Source organism: Bacteroides intestinalis (assembly GCF_003464595.1).
In the GTDB taxonomy this organism is placed as follows: Bacteria; Bacteroidota; Bacteroidia; order Bacteroidales; family Bacteroidaceae; genus Bacteroides; species Bacteroides intestinalis_A.
On the sequence record NZ_QRZF01000031.1, the window covers coordinates 255 to 27,060 of the forward strand.

32 protein-coding genes are annotated in these 26,806 nt (G+C 46.5%); 6 read left to right on the plus strand and 26 right to left on the minus strand.

The features are described 5' to 3' along the window. The 3 genes from DWW10_RS26275 to DWW10_RS24255 all read left to right on the plus strand — a co-directional run. Window positions 1–240: hypothetical protein (locus tag DWW10_RS26275; protein WP_220395706.1), on the plus strand; the 240-nt coding region annotated here is incomplete at its 5' end. Between the two features lie 223 nt (window positions 241–463). Further along, on the plus strand, window positions 464–874 hold the full coding sequence (locus DWW10_RS24250; protein WP_005868911.1) for a PcfK-like family protein: 411 nt from the start codon (window positions 464–466) through the stop codon (window positions 872–874). Window position 875: 1 nt separating this feature from the next. Beyond that, window positions 876–2,123, plus strand: a complete 1,248-nt coding sequence (locus tag DWW10_RS24255) for a PcfJ domain-containing protein (protein WP_005868910.1) — start codon at window positions 876–878, stop codon at window positions 2,121–2,123. 99 nt (window positions 2,124–2,222) lie between these two features. Here DWW10_RS24255 and DWW10_RS24260 read toward each other — a convergent pair whose 3' ends face one another. The 25 genes from DWW10_RS24260 to DWW10_RS24380 form a co-directional block, all read right to left on the minus strand. Further along, window positions 2,223–2,708 (minus strand): hypothetical protein, encoded by a 486-nt coding sequence (locus DWW10_RS24260; protein ID WP_005868909.1) that lies wholly within the window; start codon window positions 2,706–2,708, stop codon window positions 2,223–2,225. Between the two features lie 53 nt (window positions 2,709–2,761). After that, window positions 2,762–3,787 carry a toprim domain-containing protein gene (locus DWW10_RS24265; RefSeq protein ID WP_005868908.1) on the minus strand — a complete coding sequence of 342 codons (1,026 nt, stop codon included), beginning with the start codon at window positions 3,785–3,787 and terminating at the stop codon, window positions 2,762–2,764. A 135-nt stretch (window positions 3,788–3,922) separates the two neighbouring features. After that, window positions 3,923–4,342, minus strand: coding sequence for a hypothetical protein (locus DWW10_RS24270; RefSeq protein WP_005868906.1), 420 nt, complete (start codon window positions 4,340–4,342; stop codon window positions 3,923–3,925). Window positions 4,343–4,364: 22 nt separating this feature from the next. Next, entirely contained in the window at window positions 4,365–6,311 is a 1,947-nt protein-coding gene (locus DWW10_RS24275) for a type IV secretory system conjugative DNA transfer family protein (RefSeq protein WP_005868904.1), read from the minus strand. 11 nt (window positions 6,312–6,322) lie between these two features. Continuing rightward, complete coding sequence (locus DWW10_RS24280; RefSeq protein WP_007564694.1) at window positions 6,323–6,706, minus strand: single-stranded DNA-binding protein; 384 nt, start codon at window positions 6,704–6,706, stop codon at window positions 6,323–6,325. Continuing rightward, window positions 6,684–7,877: an ArdC family protein gene (locus tag DWW10_RS24285; RefSeq protein WP_005868899.1), complete on the minus strand. Its 1,194-nt coding sequence runs from the start codon at window positions 7,875–7,877 to the stop codon at window positions 6,684–6,686. The genes DWW10_RS24280 and DWW10_RS24285 overlap by 23 nt, the downstream gene beginning before the upstream one ends. A gap of 3 nt (window positions 7,878–7,880) precedes the next feature. Next, the gene (locus DWW10_RS24290; protein ID WP_005868897.1) at window positions 7,881–8,066 is read right to left on the minus strand and encodes a hypothetical protein; all 186 of its coding nucleotides are present in this window, start codon (window positions 8,064–8,066) and stop codon (window positions 7,881–7,883) included. Between the two features lie 18 nt (window positions 8,067–8,084). Then, a complete protein-coding gene (locus DWW10_RS24295) occupies window positions 8,085–9,557 on the minus strand; it encodes a DUF3945 domain-containing protein (protein WP_005868895.1) in 1,473 nt (490 codons plus the stop codon). Then, a complete protein-coding gene (locus DWW10_RS24300) occupies window positions 9,554–10,666 on the minus strand; it encodes a DUF4138 domain-containing protein (protein ID WP_005868893.1) in 1,113 nt (370 codons plus the stop codon). Before DWW10_RS24300 ends, DWW10_RS24295 begins: the two co-directional genes overlap by 4 nt. Before the next feature lie 12 nt (window positions 10,667–10,678). Next, window positions 10,679–10,864 (minus strand): hypothetical protein, encoded by a 186-nt coding sequence (locus tag DWW10_RS24305; RefSeq protein ID WP_007564699.1) that lies wholly within the window; start codon window positions 10,862–10,864, stop codon window positions 10,679–10,681. After that, entirely contained in the window at window positions 10,861–12,144 is a 1,284-nt protein-coding gene (traM, locus tag DWW10_RS24310) for a conjugative transposon protein TraM (RefSeq protein ID WP_005868892.1), read from the minus strand. The genes DWW10_RS24305 and traM overlap by 4 nt, the downstream gene beginning before the upstream one ends. Then, window positions 12,131–12,829: a hypothetical protein gene (locus DWW10_RS24315; RefSeq protein ID WP_005868891.1), complete on the minus strand. Its 699-nt coding sequence runs from the start codon at window positions 12,827–12,829 to the stop codon at window positions 12,131–12,133. Before DWW10_RS24315 ends, traM begins: the two co-directional genes overlap by 14 nt. 4 nt (window positions 12,830–12,833) lie before the next feature. Continuing rightward, window positions 12,834–13,889 (minus strand): TraJ family protein, encoded by a 1,056-nt coding sequence (locus tag DWW10_RS24320; protein ID WP_005868890.1) that lies wholly within the window; start codon window positions 13,887–13,889, stop codon window positions 12,834–12,836. Window positions 13,890–13,895: 6 nt separating this feature from the next. Then, window positions 13,896–14,492 carry a TrbJ/VirB5 family protein gene (locus DWW10_RS24325; protein ID WP_005868889.1) on the minus strand — a complete coding sequence of 199 codons (597 nt, stop codon included), beginning with the start codon at window positions 14,490–14,492 and terminating at the stop codon, window positions 13,896–13,898. A gap of 5 nt (window positions 14,493–14,497) precedes the next feature. After that, window positions 14,498–14,719 (minus strand): hypothetical protein, encoded by a 222-nt coding sequence (locus DWW10_RS24330; RefSeq protein ID WP_005868888.1) that lies wholly within the window; start codon window positions 14,717–14,719, stop codon window positions 14,498–14,500. Continuing rightward, window positions 14,712–17,318, minus strand: a complete 2,607-nt coding sequence (locus DWW10_RS24335) for a TraG family conjugative transposon ATPase (RefSeq protein ID WP_005868887.1) — start codon at window positions 17,316–17,318, stop codon at window positions 14,712–14,714. The genes DWW10_RS24330 and DWW10_RS24335 overlap by 8 nt, the downstream gene beginning before the upstream one ends. Further along, window positions 17,315–17,626 carry a hypothetical protein gene (locus tag DWW10_RS24340; RefSeq protein ID WP_005868885.1) on the minus strand — a complete coding sequence of 104 codons (312 nt, stop codon included), beginning with the start codon at window positions 17,624–17,626 and terminating at the stop codon, window positions 17,315–17,317. Before DWW10_RS24340 ends, DWW10_RS24335 begins: the two co-directional genes overlap by 4 nt. A gap of 12 nt (window positions 17,627–17,638) precedes the next feature. Then, window positions 17,639–17,983, minus strand: a complete 345-nt coding sequence (locus DWW10_RS24345) for a hypothetical protein (protein WP_005868883.1) — start codon at window positions 17,981–17,983, stop codon at window positions 17,639–17,641. A gap of 18 nt (window positions 17,984–18,001) precedes the next feature. Further along, entirely contained in the window at window positions 18,002–18,346 is a 345-nt protein-coding gene (locus DWW10_RS24350) for a hypothetical protein (protein WP_005868881.1), read from the minus strand. Continuing rightward, complete coding sequence (locus DWW10_RS24355; protein ID WP_005868879.1) at window positions 18,343–18,555, minus strand: hypothetical protein; 213 nt, start codon at window positions 18,553–18,555, stop codon at window positions 18,343–18,345. Before DWW10_RS24355 ends, DWW10_RS24350 begins: the two co-directional genes overlap by 4 nt. A gap of 18 nt (window positions 18,556–18,573) precedes the next feature. Then, window positions 18,574–19,152 (minus strand): conjugal transfer protein TraO, encoded by a 579-nt coding sequence (locus DWW10_RS24360; protein WP_005868877.1) that lies wholly within the window; start codon window positions 19,150–19,152, stop codon window positions 18,574–18,576. Between the two features lie 309 nt (window positions 19,153–19,461). Then, on the minus strand, window positions 19,462–20,055 hold the full coding sequence (locus tag DWW10_RS24365; RefSeq protein WP_005868875.1) for a Crp/Fnr family transcriptional regulator: 594 nt from the start codon (window positions 20,053–20,055) through the stop codon (window positions 19,462–19,464). Window positions 20,056–20,299: 244 nt separating this feature from the next. Then, the gene (locus DWW10_RS24370) at window positions 20,300–21,430 is read right to left on the minus strand and encodes a hypothetical protein (RefSeq protein ID WP_005868874.1); all 1,131 of its coding nucleotides are present in this window, start codon (window positions 21,428–21,430) and stop codon (window positions 20,300–20,302) included. Between the two features lie 692 nt (window positions 21,431–22,122). Next, entirely contained in the window at window positions 22,123–22,605 is a 483-nt protein-coding gene (locus tag DWW10_RS24375) for a DUF3408 domain-containing protein (RefSeq protein WP_005868873.1), read from the minus strand. 4 nt (window positions 22,606–22,609) lie between these two features. Next, window positions 22,610–23,308, minus strand: coding sequence for a ParA family protein (locus DWW10_RS24380; protein ID WP_005868872.1), 699 nt, complete (start codon window positions 23,306–23,308; stop codon window positions 22,610–22,612). Window positions 23,309–23,711: 403 nt separating this feature from the next. Between DWW10_RS24380 and DWW10_RS24385 the strand changes: the two genes are divergently transcribed. Genes DWW10_RS24385 through DWW10_RS24395 form a run of 3 tightly spaced genes read left to right on the plus strand, consistent with a single transcriptional unit; the run spans window position 23,712 to window position 26,458 of the window. After that, the gene (locus DWW10_RS24385; protein WP_008770294.1) at window positions 23,712–24,050 is read left to right on the plus strand and encodes a plasmid mobilization protein; all 339 of its coding nucleotides are present in this window, start codon (window positions 23,712–23,714) and stop codon (window positions 24,048–24,050) included. After that, the gene (locus DWW10_RS24390; protein ID WP_005868870.1) at window positions 24,047–25,447 is read left to right on the plus strand and encodes a relaxase/mobilization nuclease domain-containing protein; all 1,401 of its coding nucleotides are present in this window, start codon (window positions 24,047–24,049) and stop codon (window positions 25,445–25,447) included. Before DWW10_RS24385 ends, DWW10_RS24390 begins: the two co-directional genes overlap by 4 nt. 27 nt (window positions 25,448–25,474) lie before the next feature. Beyond that, window positions 25,475–26,458, plus strand: coding sequence for a hypothetical protein (locus DWW10_RS24395; protein ID WP_005868869.1), 984 nt, complete (start codon window positions 25,475–25,477; stop codon window positions 26,456–26,458). A 44-nt stretch (window positions 26,459–26,502) separates the two neighbouring features. Here DWW10_RS24395 and tnpB read toward each other — a convergent pair whose 3' ends face one another. Further along, the gene (tnpB, locus tag DWW10_RS26545; RefSeq protein ID WP_083444256.1) at window positions 26,503–26,805 is read right to left on the minus strand and encodes an IS66 family insertion sequence element accessory protein TnpB; all 303 of its coding nucleotides are present in this window, start codon (window positions 26,803–26,805) and stop codon (window positions 26,503–26,505) included. Window position 26,806: the final 1 nt, after the last annotated feature.

Here is a 26,806-nt window from a genome sequence, read left to right on the forward strand (position 1 = left end):
GAGTTCCGGTCTTCGCCCCTTTGTCCCGAAAAAAATAACGCCGGACGGCTTCGCTGTCCCCAACATTTTTTGTCGTCCAAAACTTTTCTTAATCCCTCCTTCCTTATTGTTGTGTGCCGTAAAAAAAAGGCTCATAAACTCAGATGGGGCATGAAAGCTCAAAAAAAAAGTCGGCAGAAAGAAAAGGCCATCCCGGAAAGGGGTTTTAAAAAAAGGTCTTTAAATCTAGCTGAAGCATAAAATTAGAAGTTTAACAAACTAAGTAGCAGAAGTATATGCAAATCATTCAATTTGTTTTTTCGGTCATCATCGCTCTTTGTGCAGTGGCTATGTTTGTCGGAGCGGTAATAACGCCAAGTCCGATAAAGGTTGTGTCGGTTACGTTGTTGGCTCTTATTTGCCTATTCTCCTTGTTTCTCGTGAAATTGGCTTATTGTGAAATGAAATCTAAAAATGATATACTATGAAAGTGTCAGAACAATTTAAAAGTACCATCAAGGCATACCTTGATAATATGGCAGCGGTGGATAGTCTGTTTGCTCCAGTCTATCAAAAACCTACAAAGAATATAGATAATTGCATTACCTATATTTTAAACCAAGTGAAGAAAAGCGGTTGCTGTGGTTTTAGTGATGATGAAATTTTTGGTATGGCGTTGCACTATTATCAGGAAGATAATATTGAGGTGGGTAGCCCATTGAAATGTAATGTAGTCGTAAATCATCATGTTGAATTGTCAGAGGAAGAAAAGAAAGCGGCTCGTGAGGCTGCTATCAAAAAATTGCAGGAGGAAGAATTGGCAAAGTTGAAGAAGCGTCAACAAGCTAAACGTGAGAACAACACCGAAGTACAAACCCAGTTAACTCTTTTTTGATATGAAACCCAAGACAAAATTACAAATGGAAATCGTGAATGGGAGCAGGAAGTTAGCTCCCGTTTCAGAGGCTCAAAAGCGTTATGCCTATAAACATTGCTTTGTGCATTATTTCAAGCGTGATGCAAAGGGGAATTGCTTTTGTTTGGATTGTGGGCATACATGGCGGGATAAGGAAGATAAGAAAAACTGTAAATGTCCTCATTGCGGTATGAACCTGAAATTGGAGAATAGCAGGAAAAGGACGGCTGTATATAAAGAATATTTTTGTGTGATTACTACATACAAGCAATATCAAGTTATCCGTTTTTTTATGGTGGACTGCCGGCTGAAAAAAGGGTCTCCGGCTAATTACTTTATAATTGAGGCGGTACAGTGTTGGATGAATAAAGAGGGCAAGACAGAAACGCTGTCTTTGCTGCGGGGCATGTCTATATTTTATTACGATGCATGGATATATGGAAGTTCTTTGGAATTGCGTAAGCGGAATGTGCATCATGACCGTATTTATGATATTTGCCCGGCAGTTATCTATCCGAGAATGAAAGTGATACCCGAACTTACGAGGAATGGATTTAAGGGTGCCTTTTATGATATTTGTCCGAGTTCCTTCTTTATGACATTATTAACTGATAATCGGATGGAGATATTATATAAGGCAGGGCAAATGAATTTGTTCTTGAGATTTTTAGAGAGAAAATACGGTATAGATAAGTATTGGACGTATGTAAAAATCTGTTTAAGACATGACTATGTGATACATGATGCGGACTTGTGGCTGGACTATGTGGATATGCTGATAGAAAATAAATTGGATGCGAGAAATCCTCATTATTTGTGTCCGTTGAATGTAGAAGAAGCGCATGATTGGGTGATGGGGAAATGTAAGAAAAAATATTCTGAAAAGGATGAAAAAGACTATATTGCTGCCAAATCACGTTTCTTTAATCTTTCGTTTGCGGATGGAAATATTATGGTTCGGGTATTGGAAAGCCTTTCGGACTTTTACAAAGAGGGAAAGTTGCTGCATCATTGTGTATTCAGCAACGCCTATTATAAGAGAGAAGATTCGTTGATAATGTCGGCAACGGTGGATGGAAGGCGCATGGAAACGGTGGAGTTTTCACTTAGCAGGATGGAGGTGTGCCAGTGTCGTGGAAAGTCTAACCAATTATCAGCCTATCATGACCGGATTCTGAATTTGGTACGGGATAATATACCGTTGATAAGGGAAAGGATGGTAGTGTAATGAATAGCCCACACATCTAAATGTGTGGGAGTTCTTTTTTGGAAGACGCCCAAAAAAGAACCCCAAAAAACGTTGTCGCTACACATCGTTACGCTCGGATTATTTGCTTGTCGGCTTTAGTTTGCCGATACATTTTTCCATGTCGGGGGACAATAGGAAAGAAGCCGTCTTTTTCTGCTGCACCCCTGAGTGTGGCTGGACGATGGCATACCTGCATTTTAATATCTTGCCGATAACTTCCGTACTGTCACGGTGCAGGTACATGGCTTTCATGGCATCCGTTGCTTTCAGGCTTTTTTCGGCTTCCATATAGGCGGAAAAGGACGGTTTGAATAAGGCACGGGGACTTTCCGCTTTCTGTATGACAGCGGATAATTGTGCGCTTTTGTTGTTCAGGTAGCACAGGCTGTCCGATACGGTGACGTCTTCTGTTTCCAACACTTCCAGTAGTTCGAACTTTAAATCCGTCCAGGTGCCGTGAGAATCTGTCTGAACCCATTCCGCAATGGCCTTCTCATAGCCGGGTTTGCTGCATGAGGAAAAGGCAATGAGCAGCATACAAAAAAATAAATGCTTGATATTCATATTGATCTGATTTTATAGGTTGTCGTATTATGTGATGGAGCAAATCTATGAGGTTACTGGCCGTCCTCCGTGGAGGAACAGATGCCACACGAGATTTTCAGATCATCGTTCCAATCCTTGTTTTCCGAAAGTTCGACGTTCTTCAGTTTCCGTACCTTGTTGCGGAGTTCATCGTTACTCAGGCTCTCGACATCAGTCGTATCGCCATGAAAGTAACGATGCAGCCATAGAGTGTACTTGTGCCCTTGTTTGTCGTTGTCAAAGATGCTCCGGAGCTCCTTTACCTGGTTCTTGTCAAGAATCAGGCGTAATAGCCTCATTTGTCCTTCCGTGAATGTCCCTTCCGTAGATACATATACAAGATTGAGGTCGTTTCCGGAATGGCGTAATTGATAGTGGGAGATACAGTCTATAAATGACTCCCCAATGTAGAGAATGTCTATCGGGCGGCTTTTGTCATGGTTGCTGGTCGCCAGACAGTCGAACTTGCCACCGATAATCCCTTTGAATGTTTCATTTCGTTGAGAAATGGCTTGCACACCGTTTTCATTGTACATCTTGATGCACACGTTGCGGTAAACACTCCCTTTGTTCTTTACCTCACGGATAAAGAAAGTGTCTTTGAAGAACCGGCTTTCAATGCTTTCTTTCAGGATACCTCTTTTCTGGAGATAATTGCCCTTGTAGGGTTGTAGCTGGCTCAAGTAGAATTGAAGTTCGTCCGCTCTCATGCTTGTGTTACCTACTTCATACCGGCTTTTTTCGGGTGTCGTGATGCGGTTGGTGTTGATGTAGTTCTGAAGGATCTCCCCCACCTCGCGCAAGGACGGCATTTTTCCGGTTGTTTCAAATAGATGTTCCTGCATCAGATCCATGATACTGCGGCCACGCACGCTGTCACTATGCACGTCCCAATAGGTGTATTGGTTCTGCGAGTTCCGCTTGATGACGATGGTATGCGTTCCGTTGCTCATTTTGGGACAGGAGTTGGAAGAGCCTTCCACGATTTTCCATCCTAGTTCCAGCAGGAAATCGGGCAGAGAAATGGTTGTTTTTATCTGATTGAAATCGACTTTCATAACGTTGACTGGATTAGTTGAATCTCATTTTATCTGAGCTTAGATTATAAATGAGAAAGATTATCTTTCATAAAGATAAGAAATATCATCTAAATATGGAAGAGAAAGTATATGTTTTTTGATTCGTCTGCATTTTTATTTCAAGGTACTGTAAACCAAATCAACAGTAGTGTCTATACCGGGAACGGCCTCCAACTGTTTGCTCTGGTTGAATACGCTTTCCCCGTCTTTTTTTATCTGCATGGTGATGATAGCACTCTCTTTTGAATAGAGAATGCCTTGCACGGTAATTTGGCTGACAGGCTTTTCCGTGCTGTATTCCGCTTTATCGGTGAAACTCTCATCTACGGAAGCTGCGGAGGTACCGGTGCGTTCGTTCCTGAATCTCACGCCGTCAAGATTATATATATGCACACTGCCTTTGGGTGAGGAACCGGTTACGGCTACGGTGATGTGATACATGCCGGCTTTGTCTGTTTCCGATTGGATTTCCTCTTTGTTGCATGAAGCGGCCAATAAGCAGGCTGCCGCTAATAATGAATGAATTTTTCTCATGGTAGGATTCTTTTGTTGAATGTTATCGGATGATTTTTTGTTCTGTCTTGTGTGTCCCGGTTGGCGGAACTGCTGACTTTTCTTTTAATTTGTCCTCTATCTTTTTGAGGATGGCGTTGACATCTTCAATGATTTTGATGTAGTTCTGCTGGATAATCTCTTCCAGGATTTCCAGTTCCATCTCTTCTTTGCCGTTGCCCAGTTTGACCGGTAAGGAGAAACGGGGTATCTCCTTCTCTTCAAAACGGCACATATCCATCTGCACGCTGAAGAATGGCGGCTTGCCTCCGGCAATCTTGCCAATGAAGTGTCCGGCTGCTTGTCCGGCAATGTCCCTTGCCTTTAAGACTTTTTCTTTTTGCAGGCTCTCCGTGACACTGTTATTGCCACCGGCTTGGTGTGAATAAGATTCTTGCGCTTCTTTCTTCTCCCCAAGCAAGTTCTCGATGTCTTTGGCGGTCTTCTCATTTCCGGTCATACCGTAAGCCTGCGTTCCGCAGGAGGCTTTCAGGATGTTGGCACTTTTCTCTCCATAGTCCCTGACCGCTTGGTTGAAGTCCTGAACGGCGAGAATGGTAGCGACATTGTGCTTCCGGGCGGTTCCGATGAAAGTGTCAATGCCTTGCAACAGGATGGTCGGAAATTCATCTACCATGAATATGCTGGTCGCTTTGCCGGGATTGTTCATCTGTGACATCAAGACGCTGCCGATGCAGGAAATAGCAGGGGAAACGGCTTCCTTGATGGTGGGCGCATTGCCTACGCATAACAGCGTTGGGTGTTCCTTGTTGGTTATATCCAAAGAGAACTCTTCTTCGGGAAGTGGCGACAACACCCAGAAGATGTATTTGTTGTTCAGGAGTACCAACGGAGTCTGTGCGGATGATACGGCTCCGGCTGTCTGCTGTTGTGCACCCAGTTTCCAGGCGGTCAGCATGGAGGACATGTTCAATGCGATTTCAGGATCTTCCGACAGCCAGTGGAATACTAGGTTGCTGTCAGAAAGGGCAAGGGCTATCACATGGGGCAGCGTACAGATACCAAGCTTCCTTTCCTTGAAACATTTATAGGCGATTGAATAGACGTAGTTGATGGCATTGTTGGCCCAAAAGTCGGTCTTTTCCTTCCAGCTTGCTTCCAGATTCTTCATCAGTGTCATGATGATATTGCGGATGAATAGCGATTCGTTTCCCTTTGACATGTATTGCGGAGAAAGTACGTTCACCCTGACCGTGCGTGACATATCCACAAAGTTGATATAGGCGAAACGGGGTGTTTCCATCCCCTTGTTCCGGAAATGTTCGATGCTTCCGTATGCGATACGTGAGAGGATGGGTGACTTGTCCTTGGTGGGATCACCCTCCCAATCGTACACGAATCCGGCATAGTTGCGCTCGGCGCACTGGTAGATGATTCCCTTGATCCAGCTCTCTGATTTACCGCTTCCCGGACCGCCGTCGATATAGACATTCTGCTGCGGCTTATGGATGACCAGCGGCCCGGAGGCGGTTTCAAAGCGGAAGTAGAAAGCCGATTCTTCCCGGCTTAACCCGAAAATGCTATCATCGGATTGGGCATGACGCCGGATGAAATAAGGCAGAGTCTTGATGACAAGCAGCGTGTACGCTACGAATAGAATGGGAAATACAAATAGGTTATACCACGCTGATAACCGGCTGAATCCGACAACCAGCATGGATGCCGTAACCAGTGTCATACTGGTGTAAACCCATTTCTTGTTTTCGTCTTTCACTTTGCCAACCGGAAAGAGAAAAGCGAGGCCTCCGATCAGGATAACGTAGAGAAACCGGAATAGGATATCCTTCTCCATCAGCCTTTCCCACATGGCCGGATTACGTAGTGGAGCGTATAATCCCGTAACGATAGCCCACTGAAACAGTACGGCTGTCCCGATGAGCGTGGATAGCAGGATCAGGATGAATGACAGGTCTTTCTTCTCTCTTTCCATGGCCGTTGCTGTTATTGGGGTTGTCCGGATGCCGTTCCGTCACCGCTCTCTTTTTTCTCTGCCTTTCCCAGTAACTCAATGCGTGAGACGGTCAGGCTGACGGATGGGATGTGGCTACCGTCATCCTTCTGGAATACATCGGCATACACATCGCCGCAGACATATACCTGTGTCCCTTTTTTCAGATACTCAAAGACTTTACTCTCGTAATTCACGAAACAGCATACCCATAGGGTCTGTTCCTCGTTGTTCACGTTCTTGTACTTGGTGGATACATGGAAGTTGAATCCTTTTCCGTTCTTGTTCTGCCGGGCATCCGCACCGACATAACCGATAATTTGTCCTGTAAACATAATGATGGTTTTTAAAAGTTTATAATCCGAGCTGTGGCTCATTCATATTTTTCATGGCTGGCTCCGCTTCCATGGAAGGCAGCGAAATGCCGAAAGTGCTGTGTAGCGTTTCAAGGTTGTCGGCTGTAGGATGGTTTGCCGCAACACTTTCCAATAACCGTGATGAAGGGGTAAAACCTTCGTTTTTCATCTGCTCCAATACCGGACGGTTGTCTTGCAGGACGGCCTGCGTGAACCGTTCCTCCGGTGTGAGGTACTGTTCCATCCGTGCGGTATGTTCCTGAATCATATTGCTGGCTTTTCCTACATCGGCAAGGATGTTGTAGATGAATTTGGGATCTTCTTTCAAGGCTCCCAGCCAGTTTTTTAGATACATGGCATTTTCTTCCCGGATATGGGTGGATATTCCCAGGCTTTGCCCGACGGTAGCGGAGGTGAGTTCGGCAACCAGTTCCTCTTTGGCATATTGCTTGTCTCCGAAAATCACGCCTTTTTCCCGGTTCAGATGCTCAGGTTCTCCAGTCGAGTGCGCCATCTCATGCAGTAGTGTGGAGTAGAAATTCTCTCCGTCCTTAAACTGCCCCTTCAGGGGTACGACGATATGGTTATCTTCTCCCCTTGCATGGTAAGCACTATTTCCTTCCTTGGAATAAATGGGGCAGATCCATTGCTGTTCCCGTACCATCGCATCAATCAGAGGCACGGTGAGCATCCCTTGCTCGTCCTTGATGGCCGGTATCTTGAATTGCTCCTTCAATGCTTCCCATTTCTCCGGTTTCGTTTCCTGAAGATTGGTCTGCTGTACGTTGAACACATTGTATGTCTTCAGAAACGGCGTGACCTTATATTCCTGCTGCTCGTTTTTATCCAGGTTCTTATATACGTCGAAAGGTATTTTCTTTCCGTTCTTGTCTCTTACTGAGAAATTCCAGTAAATGACTGGGAATGACTTTTCTCCTTTCAGTATGTTAAGGCCGTTGTCTTTGGCTTGCATGAAGGTCATATAGACCGGCAGGCTGTACTGCTCTTTTTCCGAAAGTAGAAACAACATGAAGGAATTTACTCCGTTGTAGGTTCTTCCCTCGATATTTTGCGGAAGTCCCCCACCCTTTATCCCGAACCAAGGCTTTTGCCAGTTGTCTTCCACCTGCTTTATCTTTTCGATCATCAGTTCGGCGAAACGCTGTAATGCTTTATCACTTGCTGTATCCATGATTTATTGGTATAGATTTCTGTTCTCGTAATCAAGCAGCCATTCTCTGGCCGTTTGGTTGTTTGTCTCTTGCTGCTTGGCAGCCATCTCTTCTTGATAGGCTTGTGCAAGCTCTTCCTGTGCAAGTAGAAACTCTAAGTCACTGATTTCTCCTGCAATGTTTTTCTGTACTAATTCATCGTAATCCATAATTCCTGATTTTTTAGGTTATAAGTCATTGAAAGCCCGGTTGATGGTGCTGGCTATCGGACGGGCCATTTCCTTGCTGTTGTCGGGTTTGGGTGTGCTGGCCAGTTTGACATCTCCCAGTGTCTTTGTGCTGCCTTCCATCCCGAAAATCTTTTGTACGGCTATCAGTGTGTTGGCTTGCACACCCGTTTCACGCATCCGGGTAAGGTCTTCTTGAGTGAGCCGGTACCCTTCTTTCTGTATCTCTTGGATGACATGAAAGTTGTCGGTCTGTGCGGCATCCAACAGACGTGCGGCCTGCCTTTCATGTTCGCCCTGTTCTTCCGGCTTGGTGCCGAACAGCTGGATGACTTCATGGGTTTGCCTTTCATCCAGACCGTGTTCCTTACCGATTCCTTTGATAAACTCTTCACTGGGTTTATATCCTTCCTCTTTGAGCTTCCCGATTTTTTCAAAGTCATGTTTGCCCACCGCTTCCTTAAACTCGGCTTCCATATTGCGCCCCTCTTCGTGTTTTTGCTCTTTTGCAGCTTCTATGTTGGCCGCATGGGCTTCCAGTTTGGGGGTCATGGCCTTGATCAGCTCTTGTGCCTTGCCGGGAGTGATACTCTGTATGTTCTGTATCATGACTCCTTTCCTGTCATCCGTCAGTTGGATGTCGGCAATGAAGTAGCCTTCCGGACTGTGCAGCAGCTTGTTCTCCAGTGCATGGCCGTTGGCGAGCAGGTATTTGTCGGCTTTGGTTAACTTGTAGCCGCCATATTCGCTGGTCTGCCCGATGATGTCGGGAATCTTGATTTCCTGGTTGGTGCGCAGGATGACGGAGTTCAGATCCCGGTCAACTTGCAGCAGGATGTCCTTCTTATTTACGGTGATGGGTACGATGTCACCGGCAAGCAGCTGTTCTTTCTCTTTCTTGCCCAACTTCTTTCCCAGCACCTTGTCCGGGATAACCAACGCCTCTTTGCGGTAGAATACGGAGATTCCGTCATCGTTGAAACGGAGCTTCCCCGGTTTGCCGTGTATCTCCATCAAATCAGACATGACACCCTTTTCCAGCTTGGTGCCTTTCCCGTCGAGGATGTTCCCTTGCTTGTAGGCGTATTCATAGAGCGACTGTCCGGTGTAGCATACCTTCAGGCGATGGTCGATGACGGTAAAGCCGTCCTTGTCATGTCCCTTCAGGTTCTCCCACCGCTTGATGCTGATGCCATCCTTCTCCAGCTCGGCGACATATTTAGGATCATTGGCACGTTCCTTGTCAAAAAGGGCGGATACACGTTCTTTTGATTGGTCACGAAGGCTTTCATCGTACTTTGCTCCGGCTTTTTCCCTGATTTCGCTTACGCTCATGCTCAGCTCTTCCCCGTCTTTGCGGAACCGGAAATATCCGTCCCGGTATTCGGTCTGATAGCCCAGTGATTCGGCGATGCCGCCGAACTGTCCCACGTTGTCGAACATATAGGTGTCTAATGCTTCTCTCAGTTTCATGGCTGTGGCTTGTATAAGGGTTCTGCGGAAAGGATGTATTCGTTCAACACGGCCAGCTTGATGTGCCGCCCGCCGTTTCGCTCGTAAATCTCGATCTCGAATACCTTATCATCGGGTATCGTGAATTTGTCGAAACCAAGTATCAGCCGGTTCCGGCTCTTGCCCTTGATTTTCGTATCAAAATCTTTCTGATAGATAGGTTCGATGGTCGTTTCTTGCTGGATGGCGTTCTTGCTCTTCTTTTGGTCACGCTGGAAACATTTGACAAACTCGATGTCGTAGTCGATGTATGATTTGTTTTTCAGGTCAAAGATGAAAAACATGAAGTCCTCATGCACATACAGATTGGCCATTGACAACTCAAACTTGTTCTCGATGACCCCCAGGCTGTAGATGTTGCGCTTCTTGGTGCGCAGCTCTTGGATGCATCTTTCCATTTCCTCGCTGTTCACATCCACATGGGCGGTATATTTGCGCTGGTCATCAAAATTGTAGGTGAATACGGAGGTATTGCCCCGTTTGATGGTGATGTGGTAAGTGTTCATGGCCTTATCCACCACAAACAGGTTGGAATATGCCACGGCATCTTTGGCGGTTGATACTTTCAACTGGTTGTTGTAGGCGGCCAGAGTGAAGGACACCTCGTTGCCGGGCGTTCCGTAAGCGATGTCCTCCGGAAAGAAGAACTCGGCCAGATGGAGGTCGCTGACTTCTGCCTGATAGTCATGGTGCTGCCATTTCCCGTTGTCCTCGTAAATGTTCGGGTACGAATCCGTGCCGCCTTCGGGAAGGTAGCGGATGTGATAGGTGTAAACGCTTCCGTCGATGCAGACTACGGTCAGGTTGGTCTCTTCGGTGAATCCTTCCGCTTGCGCCGAGAGCCTGACGATATGGGGCGCCTCTTCTACCCGGCTGGCCATGACAAGCTCCTGTTCGCCGATGGCGATATCAGATACTTGCACAGGAAATACCAGGTGTTTCACACAGTCGAAAGAGATAAAGATGTCTTTTTGGCTGATGGCTTGTTTCCGGGGAGTGCCGTTTTCCTGAGCGAAGAGCGGCAGACTGCACACAAAGCAGTAAAACAGTAGATAAATATATTTCTTCATGTTGTCGATATGTTAAACGGTTCTTGAAAAAAAGGCGGTGAATACGGTAATGCCCCATAGAAGAAGCAGGGTAATGCCGAAAGAAACGGTCAGCGGACGGATTTCTTTAAAGGCTCGTCCGTTCCGGCGTGATACGTAGATCCGATAGCCGAAAAAGACCGCTGACAGCGCAAGCAGGTAATTGAGAATGTCTATCATAATTTGTCTATCAATGTTTGAAGGGGATGATTTTTCTTGTTCGTTTTCTCTTGTTCCATTTGCTCATAGAGCTTCTGTAACTCCGCTTGCACGGCTTGCCTACGCAACTTCGATTCCTGACTCTCTTCTTGGATATACATTTCGTAGTTGGACTTGAGATGTACCTTCACTTGTGAGAGGCTCATGTTCAAGATTTGCTTGGCTACCTGGGTGGTGGCGTTGACTACGCTGGTCACTTCGCTGGCCATCGTGCCGATGGAAGAGAGCGGCATGTCAATGTTCTGTACAAGACCTTGTTCCATACGCTTGGCTGCACTGGCTTTCAGGTTATTGGGCAGGTTCAAACCTTCCATGGCATCATTGTCGAAGACAACCACCGATACGGGATTGAGGTTGTCTCCTACCTTCAGGTTGCTGACTACCACATCGAGGCGGTTGGCTCCCAAAGTGGCGATACCGTAAAACAGCGTGTTGGCCGGTATCTTCATGCCGGATAGGGTTACGTCCTGAAGCAACCGCATCCGTACCGTACTGCCCGTGACTACGGTCTGGTCGCCGTGGATGCAAGCCCTGAAGAGGTTGCTGTTTCCCGGTGCGGAGGTCGGTTGGCGGCGTACCCGCTTGCCGTTTTCGGCATGGTAGATCGGGCCTTTTTGCATCAGGCTGTCGGCGGATGGATGGCCGGAAGGGTTGGCAGCGGCTTTCTCCGTTTTTCCCTCTTGGTCATAATTGACAATCCGTTCATACATGCGCTTGCGGTATTTGTCGGATTCTTCCAGTTCCTTGCGGATGCGTGAGTTCTTCTTGGCTTCCCGGATAATCTCGTTGAGCGCCTGCTCGTCCTCCAGTCCGTCCAGTTGGCTTTCCAGCTGATGAGAGAAGCGTCCGTTCCGGCCACCTCCGTATTCTGCCATGACTTCGCTGTACGGATCGTTCTGCATACGGCGGATGCGCTCCAGTGTGGCACGGTCATACCGCTCCTGCTGGTTTTGCAGCTCGAAGTAAAAATCAGATCCTTTGACCTGAGACTCTTTCAGGATGCGTGCCTTCTCCTGCTCTTCCAGTTTGTCCTGCTTATAGGCTTCCATCTTGTCGTTCACCTTGTCGGCCATTTCCGACTGTGGTTCCAAAAAGGCTTGCGAGGCGGCCTGTCTGTCACTCCCTGACGGCACGTTCCCGTCCTCACGGATGAAGAATACATAAAGGAAGAGGATGCCCAGGATTACCGGGATGGCCATCAACAGCTTGTTCTTGTCTTTGATAAGTTTATTCGGTTCCATGGTCGGTTGGTTTAGAGGTTTCTGACTGGTTTTCATTCTTGCCCGGAGAAGCTGCCTGCGATGTGTTGGTGCCGTTGCTTTCCACGGGTTCGGAATAGCGGACAATCCAATCTTCTATCTTGGCTCCGTGCGCATTTTCCTCGCTGCGGGACAGCATATCATAGATGGTGAACTCCGCTTCGATATTACGTGAGATGCTTCCCCGTGCCCGGTACCCGGTCTGCGTGAAGATTATCTTTCCGGAAACGGGTATCGTTTGTGTGTTAATCTCTACATCCTTGATGCGTACCCCGTAACGGATATTCTTTTGTATGAGTGAGTTCAGCATATTCACATCGTTGTACTCGTTCAACAGCTCCTTCCCCTTGTTGCCTATGAGGTTGAGCGCAAGCGAAATGTTCTTCTCGTAGCTGCTCTCGTCAAAGGCATACCAGTGGGTTACGAAGGTCTTTACATGGTTCATGTATTCGTATTGCCGCATATCGCTGGCAGACAGGCTGCTTGCCTCATAGACTTCTCCCTGCCTGTCGATGACGAGAGCCTGGCCGTATGCTTTTTCTATTTTGTTGATAAGGAAGATGATACTGCTGGCAAAAGCGATAGTCAGAATGATGCAGTACCCGGCTGAAAGCCGGATAGTCAGCTTGACCGCATCATCTGCTCCTTTGAATTTCATCAGATTCATAGTTCTATTTTTTATTGTTGTCGTTTATGAAACTTGCCCCGATAGAGGCGGCACCGCCTACGTTGGTCAGCTTGCCGCCTGCCGCTGCGCCTCCCATCAGGGCGATGGTGGCCGCCGTGGTGACGATTGACACGGTTTTCGAAATGATTTTCCCGGCATCGCTGTGTCCTACGATTTTGGAGGATAGCCAGAAACAGCTGCAATAAGCACCAATCAGGGCGAGATCCATTCCTAAATATTGTATCTGCTGCGTAGCTGCGTCCACCATGTCGGCACTTTCCGTATAGATGGCCTTGAAGGTCTGCCATATGATTTGGTTCAGAATATTGATGACGGTGAATACCATACAGGCGGAGCAGAGCGTACCGAACCAGATACTCAACTGTTTCTGAAAGACCGGCAACATGCTTACGGCAAAGACAAACGGGCCGAGAATGACCAGTAGCTTGACAATGACCACGCCGATACCCAAGATGACTACTTGTATGATTCCTACCAATAGGGCGGAAATGCCATGAAGCACAAGGGTGGCGAGGTTGGCGGGGTTGAGCAGCTGCACAATCTTCTCCACGCTGGAGCGTACACCGGTCATTTCGTCCTCTTCCATCTTTTTATCCAGTTCGTGCTGCATGGCGCCGGTGCTGTCTTCTCCGGCTGCTACCTCCGACTGGAGGCTGTGTTTGTCGTATTCGGCAATCATCTCTCCTTGTTCGATGGCTGATTGTGCCATGAACTGGGCAAATTCCTGCGCACGCTCGGAGGTCAGCGAGGTGGCTTCGTTGATTACTTCCATCGTGCCTACGATGGTTTGGGCGATGGGGGTGTATATGCTTAGGCAGAAGAACAGTACCAGGCAACGGGCGATTTCCATCATGTCGGGAAATTTGTCCTCATTCGGGCTTAACAGCTGGCTGGCTCCGTGATAGAGATAGTTGTATGCTAGGTTGCAGATAAAGCAGATGACACCAACACCGAAGGCGATGACTGTCATTTGCGAAACGAGTTCCATCGTCAGACCGTCCGTGATCTGAAGTCCCCAGAGAAAATTATCTTGATTCATAACGCTTTAATTGGTGTGTCGTGTGAAAGCGGCCAACCGTCCCTGGTAATAGGTCTTCCGGTTATGCCCCTTCATGGATTTGTAAATGACCGTGGAACGCACGGATTCGTTAAACTCACGCATCTCTTCGGCGGCTTTTTCCACCGATTCCTTCACCTGCTCGATAAAGGACATGCGCCCTTCCGAGTTCATCGAGAAGTAACTGGTCACGGTGGCCACCTTGAACAGCAGGTCGGTACTCAGGCTCAGATTGACGGTCACACGCTGAAAGTTGAGAAATTTCAGGCAGTGGTAATTCGATCCTACGTTCAGGTAAAAGCTGTAGTCGCTGCTCAGGCAGGCTACGTCGTCCAGCAGGTCGGCAAGCTCTTTCAATGATTTGAGTTCCTTCAACTGGTCGATCTTTTGCAGGCCGAGCCGCAGTTCCTGGGCATCGATCATTTCATTGATTTGTGTAACCCATTTCTTGACATTGGCGATCCATTCCGTTGAGTTCAGCAGGGTGTGGCCGGGATCATGCACGACGAACTGGGCATGAACACTGCCGGTTCCCATCAGCCCTATCGAGGCGGCAAGTCCGAGTATGAGAATGATTCTTTTCATGACGGTTATTTGTTGGTGATGAATAATAGGGTGAATATGACACATACCAGCCAGGCTGTCAGATAGCTCTTGGCATTTTCCTTTTTCGTGGCGAGTGCCCATACCACGAAAATGAGCGCAACGCCCAAAAGTGCGGCGGCAATGCTTCCGGCAAGATTGTATGCGCTGCCGTTGAAGTCGGTTGACCAGCCTAGAAGGGCGGTCAGCCCTTGGGTGGCGTCATCCATACTTTTTCCTCCTTTCCTCCAGATAGCGGTTGATGGCCGTATAGGTCGAGCCGCTTTCGTTGAACAACTGCTTCAGTCGTACTACTGTCGCCTGGCGCGAATCGAAGGCTACGGCGGCGAAGTCGGACACCTCGTTGCGGAAGATGAAGGCATCGTTCGACATCTTGATGAAAAACTCTCTCCAGCGTTCCGTGCGCTGCAACGACTCGATCATATAGGCCTCTTCGTCCGTGATGGAAAGCACGGCTTTCACTTCCGGCAGGTTCTGCCGGTGTTCTGAATGGTCGAGGATAATCTTGGTCGCGCAGTTGATGATGATGGAGTCCTTGATACTGGACGGCATGTTTTTCAAAAACAGGATGTTCTGTGCGGCCAGCGTGATGCTTCCCTCCTTTTTACGGAAGGTTCGGTACAGGTAGGCGATGAAGTCTCCGAATTTCTCGTCTTGCAGGAAGTCGAGTGCTTCGTCGATGATTAGCTCTTTGGCAAACCCCTGGCGTTTCTTGATTTTATCCACGATCATTTGCAGGGTGATGATGGCAACGAGTGGAAAGTACTCTTTCTTAGAGGCATCTTCCATATCGAAGGCTATCAGCCGGTCATGCACGATATCCACGTTCTCGGTAGCGTTCAGCAGGAATGACAGCTCTCCGTCCGTATAGGGTTCCAGTAAAAGCAACAGCTCCTCTATCTCGAATTTCTGTTTCTCAAACTCGGTCATCCGTTTGCTGAACACTTCCTTCAGATAAGCCCGGTAAGTTATCAGCGTCGGGAAGATACGCTCATGCTTCTCTCCTATTGAAGAATTGTTCACATAGTCGTAAAATCCGATGACGGATTTCCTGAGAATGGCGTTTTCGGCAGGCAGCATGGGTTCACGTACCTTCCAAATGTAGCTGATAATGGCGACGATGGTCTTTATCTGGTCATCGGCAGACTCGGCATCCGTGGTGTCGATGTACAGGTATTTGCCGTTCTTGTCACGGTCACACAAGAAGGGGTTGAACGCAAATTTCTTCTGCTCGGTAGAGTCGAAGTATTTGCCCCGGTTCAAGGCTATCATCGAGCGGTAAGAGCCGCCGATGTCAATGATCATCACATCCCGGCCCAGCTCATAGCTTTGCAGGATGTAATTGTTCAGCCAGAAAGATTTACCGGAACCGGACGGGCCGATAACGATGCGGTTCTTGTTGTTCAGCGCCGGATAATCCCAGAGGTTTATCTTGGCGGGAGTACCGAAACGGTCATGGTAGATATGCCCTTTCTCGTCCGAAAGGTACATCCCCTCTTTTTGCAGATAGCAGATGGCCTGCTTGGTCGTGTTGACGAAGCCCCGGTAATTGGCCCTGGCATTGCCGGGTATGTTGCAGAAGAACAGGTTGCACAGCTCGGCGTTCTCCACATAGCACGAACTTTGGTTCATAAAGCTGAAGCCTTGCTGTACCAGTGCGGTTTTCCGCATGAGCGAGGTGCGGTCTGTATCGTTCAGCACGACATTGAAGGCGGTATAGGCGGTCTGGTAGTCGAACTGGGTAATCTCATCGCAGAAGGCTGCCTGCTCGCGTTGCTTCTCTGCCGCCGGAGGGTAGAAGTTGGTGATGTAGTTCAGCGCGTCTTTCTCCGCACCGATGGCCGTTACGGTGGCATCTGGATCGGTTATCTCTATCACGATGTTTACGATGTGGTTGAACGGCAGGCCAAGTCCTACGGGGTACAGCATCGAGCATTTGCTCCGTATGCTGTCCGGTATCTCTATGTTTCCCCCGTATGCCTTCGACTTGCCGGTGTGCGGCACGGCCAGTTCCTGAAGATGCTCGCCTTCGTTGGTCAGCGAAAGGATGGAAACGTGCTGCTGCCCTATTTTCATGCTTCCGCTTTCACTGACAGCCATAGGGTTGACGCTCTTCTGCGTGGCATCGTTTTCCGGTGTCTCGTAAGAGAGGTTGACGTAGTCGTAGATGGCGTTGTTCAGTTCCGTATCATCCATCTTGCGTATCTCAAACTGCTGGATGGACGACAAACCGTTCTCAAAGTTCATCAGAAAGGCTTCCATTTCTGTCAGCCGTTGCTGATATTCCTTATAAGGTTGCTTGAACGGGTAGTGCAGCTTTCGCATCAGCGAGGTGCCCGATGCGCTTTTGCGTATCTTACCGTTTCGGCTGCCGTTCGTGAACGTCACATACAGGTTGGTGTAACTGTTCAGTATCTCCTTGCCGTTGAAATGACGGTTGTTCTCCGCTATCAGGGCATTGGAAGAGTATTCTGCATGATGGTATCGCCCCGTATAGTAGAAATTCTGCTGATGGATGACCGTGCCTGCCGGAAGCAGCTTCAAAAGAGCCTCCAACCGCTCATGGATGTATTGCGCCTCGCTTTCCGACAAGGTGAACACTTCGGGCAGAAGCAGCCGGTAGCCGACGGTGATGTCACCGTTCCCGTTGATGACGGCGTTCTCCGTGATGGTCTGGATAGGCAAGACACTTTCCAGATCCACGGATTTGTCCTTCACCTCTATCTCTGTCTGCCGGATATACAGCAGAGCAATCAGCAGGCACAGCGCACAGATTAGCAGGGATATGAGTATGATGATTCCTATCATGGTTGCTGTTTTAGGATGAATTTGAAAATCTGCCGTTTGTCCGTTATCTGCCGGGGGGTGGCGTTCTTGATCCGGAGGCCGGTCAGGTAGTCCGGGTTACCGGCCTTGTGTTCCTTTTTCAAGGTTTGGAACAGCAGACCGGATAGAAACAGAATGGCGGAAATGATTCCGATGATGAGTATCGGGTGCAGCTGCTTGAATATGCTCACGATGATGATGATGGCCGTCAGCAGCATGAAGATGGCGAACTGTCCCGATGACAGACCGAAGAACTTGATCGGCTTGTTGATTTTACGCATGGTTCTCATGGCTCTTCGTTTTTAGATAATCAGGAAGGCTACCATGATGACTACCACGGCGATGATCCAGCCGAGCAGGTATTCCTTGGCATGGGGATTGTTCGTGGCAAGCGAATAGATGACAAAGACCAGAGCGATGCCGAGTACCGCCGCCAAAATGTATTTGGCTACGTCCAGAATGGTGTCCGCACCCTCTTTGGCTTTGTCTGTCACTTCGGATAGGCTGTTAATCTTCAGGCCGCTTTGTGCCTCCGCCACTTGTGCCGTTCCCAACAGCGTGAAGAATATGAGAAAGGTGAAGATAACCTTTCCATAGCGGTTAATGACTTGGTTCGCTTTTTCTCTTACATTTTCGATTGCTTTCATTTTGTTCCTATTTTTTAATTAAACATGAATCGTTTTCAGTCTCTCCCATTGCACATCCTTATACTTGATGGATATGGGCTCTTCTTTCGGCTGTTCCGGCAGTGGTTTGCCTGAGTAGTAGTAGGCTCTTCCATGCAGGTACATATCGGCTATCTCGGCAGCCAATTCCTCTTCTTCCAGCTCAGGCTGAAATACCACGCAGATGACCGGACAGGCTCTCTCCTGCCCTTCCTTGCGCACCGCCTCCCTTATCGGCTTCTCTTTCTCCTTTCCGGAAGAAAGTGCTTTCTTCTTTTTCCGAAAGTAAAAGTGAAGCGTGACACAGGCGAGTATGGCAACCAGTATCAAATCCACTACGTTCATAAGAGTTGCCAGATAATGAGCCAAGTGACCAATGCCGTGATATAGGTGATGATGGCCTCTTTGGTGCGCTCGTGGTTGCTTATCAGCTTTTTAAGTACCGCTAGTCCGGCACATAGAAAGCCTACCCCTATCAGCATGGCGCCTATTTCACGGTATAAGGAGATCAGGCCGGATACATTTGTATCGGCTAACAATATGATAATAAGCATGGTGATATGATTTGTCGGTTAGTAGAGCAGTATCTTTATTCCTACGTTCCAGACAGTGTTCCACTTGTCAATGGATAGGGGATTCCAATGTTGTTGTATGCGGGCAAGCAATGCCGTTCGGGGCAGGATGAATACTTCCAGTTCCGTTTCCAGTTTCGGGCCGATGATGAAGTTGTATTCCTTATCGGGGTGGCGGACGTATTCTGTACCGATGAATCCTCCCAGGCCGATGCCCCAGTAAACGGATTTCAGGTTGCAGGCCAGGGTTCTGTAATAACCGCCGTCCACAAAAAAGTCCTTACCCTTGTCATGTATCGTTTCGGGAATCGTTTCTTCCGGGTTCAAGGTAGAGACTTGCGGTAGGTTGGCTGTATATTCGTAAGGTTTCTCAAAATAGCTAAACCCGGCTTTCCAATAGCTTGTCCGGTTGATGTATCTGGAAAAGGACAGGTTGTAATAGTTGCCTGCATTGCCGAACAGGTTAGTGCCGTAGTTCAATTCAAGTGCCGGGATGTTCTCATAATGGCGTTGCGCAAAAGCGCTTACGGTGCATAACAGCAGGCTAAGGCTGATAGCAGTCAGTCTGATGTGTTCCATGGGAATTACTCTTTAGGTTATTAATGTTATATATTTTTCTATTTGTCTCATACGGTGTTTCCAATTTACGCGGATTCCTGTCGGCAGAACCGAATCAAGGTGCTTATCGCGTTGTTTTCGCTCCAAACATATAGATTATATACGGGAGGACAAATTTTATGAAGGGCTTTTAAAGGGCCTTTCGTGTTTATTTAATGTGCATTAAAAAATACATGTGCCGTAAACCGGCAGGTGTGGAATAATTCTACAGAAAAAAGCCGAATAGGATTAGTTGTGTAAAACTGTCCTGCCCGGCTTATAGGGTTTGGTTTATATGCGCTTTCGGATGTTGCTCAATGCTTGTGGCGTGATGCCGATATAACTTGCTATGTCTTTTAAGGGTATTGAACGTAACAGCCATTTTTCATTGGCCAAAAGCGCTTTGTAACGCGCTTCGGCATCCAGTGTGTAAAACTCCTCTTCCCTTATTATTTTGCGGTTGATGGATCTTACCAAATGTATTCTGGCCAGCTTGTTGAAATTGATGGATAACTCATATAGCTGATGAAGATCTTTTTTGGGCAATCTCCAGATCTTGCATGGCTCCAATGCCTTGATATTGTAGTGGGCATGGTGTTCTTCATGTGAAAGGAAAAAATTGATGAACTCTTTGGCTTGGATAAACCGTGCTGAAATCTCTCTATTCTCTTTGTCCGGAAACCATAACCGGACGATGCCGGATTCCAGATAATAGAGGTAGCATACTTCCTCGCCCCTGGTGACGAGGTGTTCTCCCTTTTTGATATGGATAAGCTCGAAATGAGCATCAAGATACGCCTTTTCTTCGTCTGTCATCCGCACGTGAAGATGGGCGCCCATTACCATGAGCGTCTCATCTATCAGGGTGGCAATTGTTTGAACCATTGAATTTGTTTTATGTTTATATAAGGGTACGGAAACGTACCCTCTAACATGGACGTGGCGTTCCAACAACAAAGGCACGCCCCGTACCAGTTTCATACTGGTACAGGCATGCGCCTGTTGTTGTTAATTCCTTAACGATAGATGCCACTCTTTTGTTAGACAGACGGACGTATGTAAAAAGCGGGCTGCCAATTTTCTGACAATCCGCTGCAAAGATACTATTTTATGGTTTTTGTTCCAACTTTTAGGGATTTAAGTTGACGGCAAGGTCTTCTGGACGAATGCCTACTACCTTTATATAGATATCCCGGTAGATGTTCTCCTTAATCTCCTTGTCCTCTTCAGAATAAAGCCATGCGGTAAATTCATGATAATATTCGCCGGTTCCCAATTTAAAGAAATCCTTATATTGATAATGTCTGCTCACGGGAATGCCTTTCTTGTTTAACAAGAAGCATGATTTAAGCGCATCGTGATATTGCGAGGTCAGTATCGCCTTTATCTTTTCGTCGAAATATTCCAATGTTTCCTGGTCAAAGAAAAACTGTACGGTGTAGGGCCACTTCTCCCCTTTTCCTTTGATGTACTGGTATTGGAATTTGGTTCTCTCCAGCTTTTTGTTGATACCGTTTAAGATGCTGGTCACCTTCTTCTTCCGGTCATGGTTGTCCTTTACCGTTACATCAAATTCCTTGGCAAGTTGGTCAACCGTAACGGTGAAATAAGGTGCTTGTCCTTGGTCAATCTTATACTTGATCAGGTAAATCATTTTCGCCAGGTTCAGATAAAACTTGCGGTAGCCTTTGCGGTTGGGCAGGTTACGGTAGTCTTTCAGTTCCAGCAGATTGTATTCGGTAAGCAAAGTATTCATCAGATCTTTGCTCAGATGCACGTTGTAATTCCGCTTGGTGCGCTTTTTCGTGCCGAAGTTATCCTTTATCTCAAAGCGGTCCAGTATTTGAATGAACTTATATTGCGTCTTGCCGTTCATGGCGTATGCTACACTGAGGTTGGATGTCCCTAAACGGTATAACGCCGCTTCAAAGGTGTTCTCTATCGGATGCTCTATCTTTTGGCCGTTCTGTTCGGTGATATATACCGGACGTTGGTTGCTGAACAGGAAATCAAGCTGCTTCTCGGTCAGTTTTCGTTGCAACTTGGTTCGTTCATACCCCATGACCTCACAAAAATCGTTGATGGAGAACCAGCAGTCGCCGAACAGATCTTTCATTTGTGAAGATGCCACGTAAATGATAATGTCAGACATGACAGTGCCGCCTGCATCAAATAGAACTTCCAATACTTTCGTGTTGGAAGACTCGCTGAGAGTCCTGGGGACTCTGCTCAACTCTTTTTGTGTATTACTTTCCTTCATAGGCGGACACTTGTTGTTTACTGATGCAAAGATACGTTTTTTTACGGAGATAGTGAATCTAACTCCCTATAAATGAAGATTCCAAAGCATTTTTTTCGTGCTGTTTCTTGATTTAGTTGTGTAAAAGTGTCCCGACTACGGCTGTTTCCGATCCCCCAGTTGTGTAAAAGTGTCCCGAATGGCCGGTTTAGTTGTGCAGAAGTGTCCCGGATTCCTGATTTAGTTGTGTAAAAGTGTCCCGAATGCAGATTCTAGTTGTGTAAAAGTATCCCGACTTTCCTGTTCAGTTGTGCAGAAGTGTCCCGAATAGTCGGTTAGTTGTGCAGAAGTGTCCCGGTTACGAGAAGATGCCAGTAAGTGCTAACTTGCAATAATATAGTTGATTATACGGAAAACCTCCCTTATTAGTTGTGTAAAAGTGTCCCACAAATACTTAAATCCCTAAAAACCTAAATAAAACGAAGAAATGATTTTGTTACCGTATTCTTACTTTCGGAAAAAATTTTGAGGTGGAAACAAGTAGAGGTTTGAATTCTTTAACATATTGTCCAGGATAATAGGCAAAGGGATTTTTCCGCAGTTGTGTAAAAGTGTCCCGGTTCAATGCCGGCCTTCACTAAAACGGTGTGCAAAAATAACGCCTGCCCGACGGATGCAGTCGAACAGGCGTATATATTTTTCCGAAAGTAGAATCAGATGCTCATATACTTCTTCAGTATCGCTTGAATCTCCTTGTTATGGCTGGTCAATATGTCTTCAAGAATGTTGTTTGCGATGTTGTGCATTCCTAATCCAGTGGCCATAGCAATCTGCTTCAGCTTTCTGTGGGTTTCGCTGGATATCCGGATTACTTCGGTGTTCTTTAATTTTCGCTCTTCCAGATATTCCGAGAATTTTTTTCCGCAGACTTTGCTTTCTTCTGTTTTTGGAGAAGACTGCACGGAAGGTTTGGATTCCGGCTTTTCCATTTGTTCCGGCTGAGGTTCTTGGACGGTTTCTTTGACTGGAGCCGATTCTTTCACCTCTTCATGGATGGGGTGCTCAATCGCAGGTTGGGGGATAGTGCTTTCCGCAACACTTCCGATCTGCTGGATTTCCTGCTCTTTCTTACTGGCGCTTTGCAGCAAGAGTTTTCTCATGGCGGCTGATGATGTCCTTTCTTTGTTGGTTGCCATAGCTTTATTCTCCTATATGGTTACAGATTAATTCCAATACCTCTTCACAGAAAGCATCACAGGGATGATGGTACGCTTTACTCAGCGTACTTAAATTGCGTTGATAGTCAACCCTTGAATCCTTGATGTAGTTTTGCATCAACTCGAAAGGCAAGGTTTTTTTATTTTTCAAAATTTCTTTGAACTCCAGCACATTCGGAAGAACACGGTTCATAACACCACGCACGGTAGTCTTTTTACCAATCTTTCGACGGCTTTCGATAATCCCTTCATAGATGTTATAGTAAAAGGTCAATGTAGGTCTTAAATCGGTCTGGTTCGGTTCGAAGGGAATGATGATCACGTCAACGAAGTGCAGCGTTTCAACTACACCGTTTTGTTTCAGGTTACCCGGAAAATCGACAAGTATAATGTCGTAATTGTCCTGAAGGAAATCCAGTTGGTTGATGAACTCTGAGGAAGAGATATTGATAACCTCATATTCTTCTTCCTTTTTCATGATTCCGTCCTCGGCTTCGTCCTCACGTAATTTTCCGATAGTGTTCTGCATGTCGTCGATATCCACCACGGCAATGGATAAGCCCCCCTCTTCGTTTGACTGCGAATGAATATAACCTGCAAACAAAGCTGTCAGCGTAGACTTCCCTACCCCGCCCTTGGGATTCTCAAAAGCTACGACTACTCCTGGTAATATTTGTCCCATAATGTACGTTTTTAAGTATGTGCGCAAATATATAAATAATAAATTAAATAATTGCATACTTTTATAATTAATTTATTATACACTTTTTTACTTAATTGTATAAGTAATTACATATATAAATATAAATATAAATATGTACATACTTAATCTTATAATTAAGTATGTATGTTCATACTTTGTAATAATATAATTAGTAATTATGTATTTTGTAACTAATGGCTTTCCGTTCGCCTGTTACAATGTGCGTAGTTACTTTGTAACAAAGTGAGCGGTTAATCTGGATTAAGAAATCAAGACTTTTGTCTGGTTTTGTTTCACAGCTGAGTATTATTGTATATCTTTGCTAATGCAAGGTATGTTTTTGTGGGTACAAAAAACCTTGCGACAGCCGAGCTGCCGACCAATGTTCGTTACACTCACATACTCTGTATATATGAAAGAGAATCGAGATATAAGTATAAAGATCCGCTTGACGGAAGCCGAGAAAGAACAGCTTCTTCAACGTTCAAAGGAAGAGGGAAAATCCCTTTCTTCCTTTATCAGAGAGTCTGCCTTGAAAGGCAGAAGCATATCGAAAACCGATGTGCAAATGATATATGAACTTCGTAAAATAGGAGCCAATATCAACCAGCTTGCCAAACATATCAATACGCTTCCGTCCGATGAAAATATATTGTATTCATTGGATCGGATTAACCAATACCTTTCGGATGTAGAAACCATTAACCGGAAATTGTTATGATAGCCGAGATACAACCTTCTTTCTCATCCCACCTGTCCATGAGCCGGAAAATTGAATACCAGCTTTCCAAGGTCAAGGAAGGAAACGGAAAAGTGCTTTACACCTCCACTGGTGACGAACTGGCCGCCATGCCAGCCTACATGAAACTTATCTCCCAGTTGAATGACCGGGTGAAACTACCTTATGCGGAATTTATTCTGAGCCTCTATCCGGGAGAAAGCCTTTCCGATGAACAGTGGCTTTCTCTTGCCGGGGAATATATCGAGAGGATGGGGTACGGAAAGTCCTGTTATGCCGTTGTCCTAAATACCGACAAGGCACACAGCCATGTGCATGTGCTGCTGACCACAATTGATGAAGAAGGCAAAAGCATTCCTTCCGGAAATAATTACAGCCGTTCCGAAAAGATCTCAAGGGAACTGGAGCAGAAGTACGGTCTGTTGCCTTTGGAAAGGGAAGGAGGCAAGAGAACCACGTTGGGAGAGGCGCAATACCGTAACTATTATTTCGATGCGGCCTTGAAGAAAGCCATGCGTAGTTATAATTACAAGGATAAGGTATCGGCTGTCCTGGAACAATCCGATACATACCGGTCTTTGAATAAACCCTTGCAAGAAATAAAATTGGCCAATGAAGAATGGCGTGTCCTATTGGGGGATGAAAGCTATGACAACCTTTTCGCATTGCTGGAAAAAGGAGGTTTTTTCAACCCCTTGTTCAAGGATGAACTGTTACAACAGCTTGACCGCATCTACTCTTTTTCCGAAAGTACATCCGATTTCCGAAGGAACCTGGAACAAGAAGGATTGTATATGCGTCTGGTCACCAAGAAGGACAAATCCTATTATGTCTATGGCATCAAGGATTCAGGCTTTTACCTGAAGGACGTTTCACTTCCTCAGAAATATCGTTTTGGTAATATTCGTTTTGATGGCCGGGGCATGAGCGCCGATGAACAGAAGCATTATCTCTATGACCATGTGTTTAAGGCATTGAACGCTTCTTTAGGCTATGAGGATTTTAAGAAAAGGTTGGCGGAAGAATCGATCCGTGTGACGGAACATGTAAACAGCAAAGGCGCATACGGGATTTCCTTTTATATGGAAAACGTGGAAAATGCTCATGTCTTTAAAGGTGCGGATCTTTCCCGTAAGCTCACTTATCAGAATATCCAGAAGCATTTCGATGGTGTGGCTGTCGGTCTCTCGCCACATATCGATAGGGTAGGGGAGTTCCGTGAGCGGGTGGATCGTGAGGCTTTCTATATGCAGGGTGGGGGAGTTATGGCCATTCCGGAACTTGACATTACCGGCAGCGGGAAGAAGTCGCAAGAGGATGATCTCATACCGTCCAAAAAGAAACGGAAACGCAAGAGTGGTCCCGATTTCTCATTATGATGAATACTAACTTAATATATTTGCTTTATGAATTATCAGACCGTTTTACAGAATTATCATCCCACTGAACAGGGGGATTTCATGTTGAGATATGAGATAGGTGGCCGGGGATATGTCGTTTACTCACCGGAGAAGGATGCGTTGTCTTGTATTGAATTACATGGCTTTTCCGAGCTTACTCCTTGGCAATTGGCTTTTGTTCTTTCCTTGGATATGCAGCAGATGAAAGAACAGGACGAGCTTTCTCTCTTCGTATGTTGTAAGCGAGAAAAGCTCTTGTCTTATCTTTTCGATGTGGAGGAAAGCGAAACCGTCTTGAAGACAAAGCACGTGTCCGGTTGGCAGGGCTATCTGATGATGGATATCCATAAGCCGGACAGGGTACGGAACGTGTTCCAGTTCCATCCGGAAACGAAAGAAGCCCGTTTGGTCTTTGATAACCGTTTATGTGTCGCTTCCCTTCGTGAGAAAGAAAAAGGAAAGCTCATCCATCTCTGTTGGAGTCCTTCTGTCTTTGCTGCCATCGATAAGGGAGGAGAGCGTACCGCACCGGCTTATCTGTTGGCTTCTGATGCTGCCTTGTTGCATGGGTATGCCATGAAACAGATTGCGGAATGCTTTGCCGGTACACCGGTTGAAGAACGGGTTATCGGTATTCATGTAGGGGATAATGTCTATGAGGCCTTGTCTTTTGTGTGCTATTACGTCCGTAACGTGCAGGATGAATATTTGGTTATTCCTGAGCGGAAAGATGGGATGGTGATTCTTGAAACCCCGAAATGGAATCCGATACGCCAGGCTAACTTCGTGGCTTCACTGAACAAGATGGCGGTTGACCAGGCGAAGAAACGCTATCCGGAAATGGAGGTTCCGAATGAACGGCCATTCACGTGCCTCTCTTTTGCCCGGAAGTCTTTCGTCTATTTCCCGGATCTGAAGGTGTATCAGGAGGTGTTCTTGAAGATGTATTTGGGGTTGGTGAGGTTACAGGAGGTGCATTTGCTGGGGTAAGGAACAATTGCAGTGCTGCTTATAAAATAGTGGCACTACTATTGTTAGAGTACTTCTATCATTCCTTTGGTTACGGCATCGGCCAGTAGTCTTTTTACAATCCTGCCACTGGGAGGATTGGTTATCCCAAGCGTTATCTCAACCCTGTTTGATAGAGGATGATAGTGCAGGTATTGGAGGATTTTCATACAGGTACAATTCGCATTGATAAAAATGAAAGCGTCACCGTCCCGTACATTCTTTCCCATCTGGTTGGTCACGATGCCGCTAAGCGTATAAAAACTCTTACGCATGTCTGTCGGATACGGGTAAAGATAATATCTGTTGGATTCATTCAAAGAAAACATA